We start from the raw sequence: 3,141 nt of genomic DNA, 5'->3' as shown, positions 1-3,141 counted from the left end.
ACCCGATGAACTACCTGACCAACCCCGGTCACCGAGCCCGCGGTGAGCCGCTGCCCTGGCAGGACCTGCGGGCGGCGTTCACCGAACGCGGCTGGCTCGACATGACCCACACCCGTCGCGAATTCGAGGTGGCCGGGCTGCGCATCGCGGCCGCCGGCGTGGACGACCCACATATCGACCGGGATCGCTACGACACGATCGCGGGTCCGGCCAGCCCGGCCGCGAACCTGCGGCTGGGGCTGACGCATTCGCCGGAACCCCGGGTGCTGGACCGCTTCGCCGCCGACGGCTACCAGCTGGTCATGGCCGGCCACACCCACGGCGGTCAGCTGTGCTTGCCCTTCTACGGGGCCCTGGTGACCAACTGCGGCCTCGACCGGTCGCGGGCCAAGGGACCGTCCCGCTGGGGCGAGAACATGGCGTTGCACGTCTCTGCGGGCATCGGCACCTCGCCGTTCGCGCCCGTGCGATTCTGCTGCCGTCCGGAAGCAACCTTGCTGACACTGATCGCCACCCCGATGGGTGATCACGCATCGGACAGCAACCTGAGCCGTTCGCAGCCAACCGCATCGGTGCGTTGACCGACCGGGCCCAGATCGCGGTCCACAGCCTGCCGCGAAGCTGGGCCGACAACGCGATCCGGCTGATCGAAGCCGATGCCCGTCGCAGCGCCGACACTCACCTGCTCCGGTACCCGCTGCCGTCGGCCTGGTCGACCGACGCTGACGTGGCGCTGTACCTCAAGGACGAGACGACGCACATCACCGGCAGCCTCAAACACCGGCTGGCGCGCTCGCTGTTCCTCTACGCACTGTGCAACGGGTGGATCGGCGAGGACACGACCGTGGTCGAGGCGTCGTCCGGTTCGACGGCGGTCTCGGAGGCTTACTTCGCCGCCCTGCTGGGTCTGCCATTCGTCGCGGTGATGCCCGCTTCGACCAGCGTCGCCAAGGTCGCGCTGATCGAAGCACAAGGCGGCCGTTGCCATTTCGTGCAGAACTCGAGTGAGGTCTACGCCGAGGCGGCCCGGGTTGCCCAGGACACCGGCGGGCACTACCTGGATCAGTTCACCAACGCCGAGCGGGCCACCGACTGGCGCGGCAACAACAACATCGCCGAGTCGATTTACGCCCAGATGCGCGACGAGGCGCACCACATCCCGGACTGGATCGTGGTCGGCGCGGGCACCGGCGGAACCAGCGCGACGATCGGCCGCTACATCCGCTACCGGCGCCACGCCACCCGCTTGTGCGTCGTCGACCCGGAGAACTCCGCATTCTTCCCCGCCTACGCCGAAGAGCGGTACGACGTCGTGATGCCCACCGGGTCGCGGATCGAAGGCATCGGCCGGCCGCGGGTTGAGCCGTCGTTTCTGCCTGGTGTCGTGGATCGGATGGTCGCGGTACCCGACGCGGCGTCGATCGCGGCCGCCCGCCACGTCAGCGCCGTCCTGGGCCGCCGCGTGGGGCCATCGACGGGCACCAACCTGTGGGGCGCCTTCGGGCTGCTCGCCGAGATGGTCGCCGCGGGCCGCAGTGGCTCGGTGGTCACCTTGCTCGCCGACAGCGGCGATCGCTACACCGACACCTACTTTTCCGACGAGTGGGTCAGCGCCCAGGGACTCGACCCGACGGGACACGCCGAGGCGCTGGTCGAATTCGAGCGTTCTTGCCTTTGGAAGTGACGGCGCGACTAGCGCGTTTGGCGACGCGGCGGCCCGGTGCGATAGGCTGTCGTGGCTTCAAGCGGGGTGTGGCGCAGCTTGGTAGCGCGCTTCGTTCGGGACGAAGAGGCCGTGGGTTCAAATCCCGCCACCCCGACTCTTACAAAAGAGTCTGACCAGCAGCAACACGGTCAGCGCTTAGCATCGTCAGGAACTCGCCTGCGTATCCGTCCGCAGTGCGTCCGCAGCAGATTTACGCAGGGCCAGCACTGCCGCGTCCAGTGCGTCCGCTACGGCCTCAAGGTCGTCCGGGAACAAGTCGGCATACGTGTCCAAAGTCAGCGCGGCAGACTTGTGTCCCAACATGGTTTGGACGGCCTTGACGTTCGCGCCAGCACTTACGCCAACGACGCCGCAGTGTGACGAAGATCGTGCATGGTAGGCCGGGGCCAGTCGGTCGTCGGCTTGCCGTCGCTATCCATGCCGCGCAACTTGGCCACGGTCGGGTTGAACACACGGGTACGGAACGTGGCGATCCTCAGCACGCCGCCGCCGGGTGCGGCGAACACCAACTCGTCACGCCGGTTACCGGCCATTCGCCGTGCGAGGTCCTCAGTGAGGAACCGTGGGAACGGGACCGACAATCGGCCGGAGCCGGTAGCCCCTGGGCGGGTAAGCCGTAGGGGCATCGGCCCGACCGGGCTGTCTCGTTTCTAACGTTCTCAGTTTCTCAGATGTTGCTGCCGAACCGGTGCCATCCGAACCCGTGTATGGGCCGATATTGAGCGCGGCCTTAATACAGTTCGTCGATGACCTGGGGCGCCAGGCGGCAATATGGACTTCATGAATTCCCCCCGCCGCATCAGTGCCATGACCATCGCAGTGTTTGCGGTCGGGATCTCCGGGTGCACGTCCCACACACCGGCCCCCGTGACTTCGGCTCCATCGACTGTCACGGTGACTGCGACCCCATCCCCGGCGAACGGCGCCCCCACGCCTACGCCGTCGATCGGTGGCTACAACGCCACCTCCCGCGCTGCGTCAGGCACCGACGGTGCAGTCACCTACGACGTCACCATGCCCGCCGTCACCGGCCCCAACCAGGCCGTCGTCGACGCGTTCAACAATAGCGTCGGAACCTCCCTTCGAAAGCAGATCACCGCGTTGCAGCACAACCCCTTCCCAACCGAATGGAGCCTCACCACCTACCAGAACCAACAGGCAGTGTGGTTGGGCAACAACACCATTAGCGGGTTGTGGGTCACATCGGCGGACACTCCGCATGAAGCGCACGGCAGCTACCACATCGCCACCTTCGTCATCAATAAGGCCACGGCTCAGCCGGTGATGCTGGCCGATGTGTTCGGTGACTTCGGTTCGGCGTTGCAACGGCTTTCGCAAAACGCCACCACCCAACTGTCCGCCAAGTTGGGCAAAGCATTCGACCCATCCGGGGTCACCCCCACGGTCTCGGCAAA

At 66.5% G+C, this 3,141-nt stretch carries 5 protein-coding genes and 1 tRNA gene; 4 read left to right on the top strand and 2 right to left on the bottom strand.

Annotated features, from left to right (window positions below; translation table 11 throughout):
* From VML93_RS21520 to VML93_RS21510, 3 genes are all read left to right on the top strand, one after another.
* On the top strand, window positions 1–581 hold a 581-nt coding region (locus VML93_RS21520; protein ID WP_414686413.1), incomplete at its 5' end, for a metallophosphoesterase.
* Window positions 578–1,684: a PLP-dependent cysteine synthase family protein gene (locus VML93_RS21515; protein ID WP_325613805.1), complete on the top strand. Its 1,107-nt coding sequence runs from the start codon at window positions 578–580 to the stop codon at window positions 1,682–1,684. The genes VML93_RS21520 and VML93_RS21515, both read left to right, overlap by 4 nt.
* Before the next feature lie 62 nt (window positions 1,685–1,746).
* Window positions 1,747–1,820, top strand: a tRNA-Pro gene (locus VML93_RS21510).
* 50 nt (window positions 1,821–1,870) lie between these two features.
* Here VML93_RS21510 and VML93_RS21505 read toward each other — a convergent pair.
* On the bottom strand, window positions 1,871–2,029 hold the full coding sequence (locus VML93_RS21505; RefSeq protein ID WP_325613803.1) for a hypothetical protein: 159 nt from the start codon (window positions 2,027–2,029) through the stop codon (window positions 1,871–1,873).
* 32 nt (window positions 2,030–2,061) lie between these two features.
* Entirely contained in the window at window positions 2,062–2,259 is a 198-nt protein-coding gene (locus VML93_RS21500; protein WP_325613801.1) for a hypothetical protein, read from the bottom strand.
* Between the two features lie 361 nt (window positions 2,260–2,620).
* On the opposite strand from VML93_RS21500, the gene VML93_RS21495 reads away from it, so the two are divergent.
* A partial coding sequence (locus VML93_RS21495) for a hypothetical protein (RefSeq protein ID WP_325613799.1) occupies window positions 2,621–3,141 on the top strand: 521 nt, incomplete at its 3' end.

The organism is Mycobacterium sp. (assembly GCF_035499775.1).
Taxonomy (GTDB): Bacteria; Actinomycetota; Actinomycetes; order Mycobacteriales; family Mycobacteriaceae; genus Mycobacterium.
Note: the sequence above shows the minus strand (reverse complement) of the source record. Positions and strands in the feature narration are given on the sequence as shown.

Excerpts from the sequence above, each read along its gene's own strand:
- VML93_RS21505 (WP_325613803.1), bottom strand. The coding sequence starts at position 2,029 with ATGTTGGGACACAAGTCTGCCGCGCTGACTTTGGACACGTATGCCGAC.
- VML93_RS21500 (WP_325613801.1), bottom strand. The coding sequence starts at position 2,259 with ATGGCCGGTAACCGGCGTGACGAGTTGGTGTTCGCCGCACCCGGCGGC.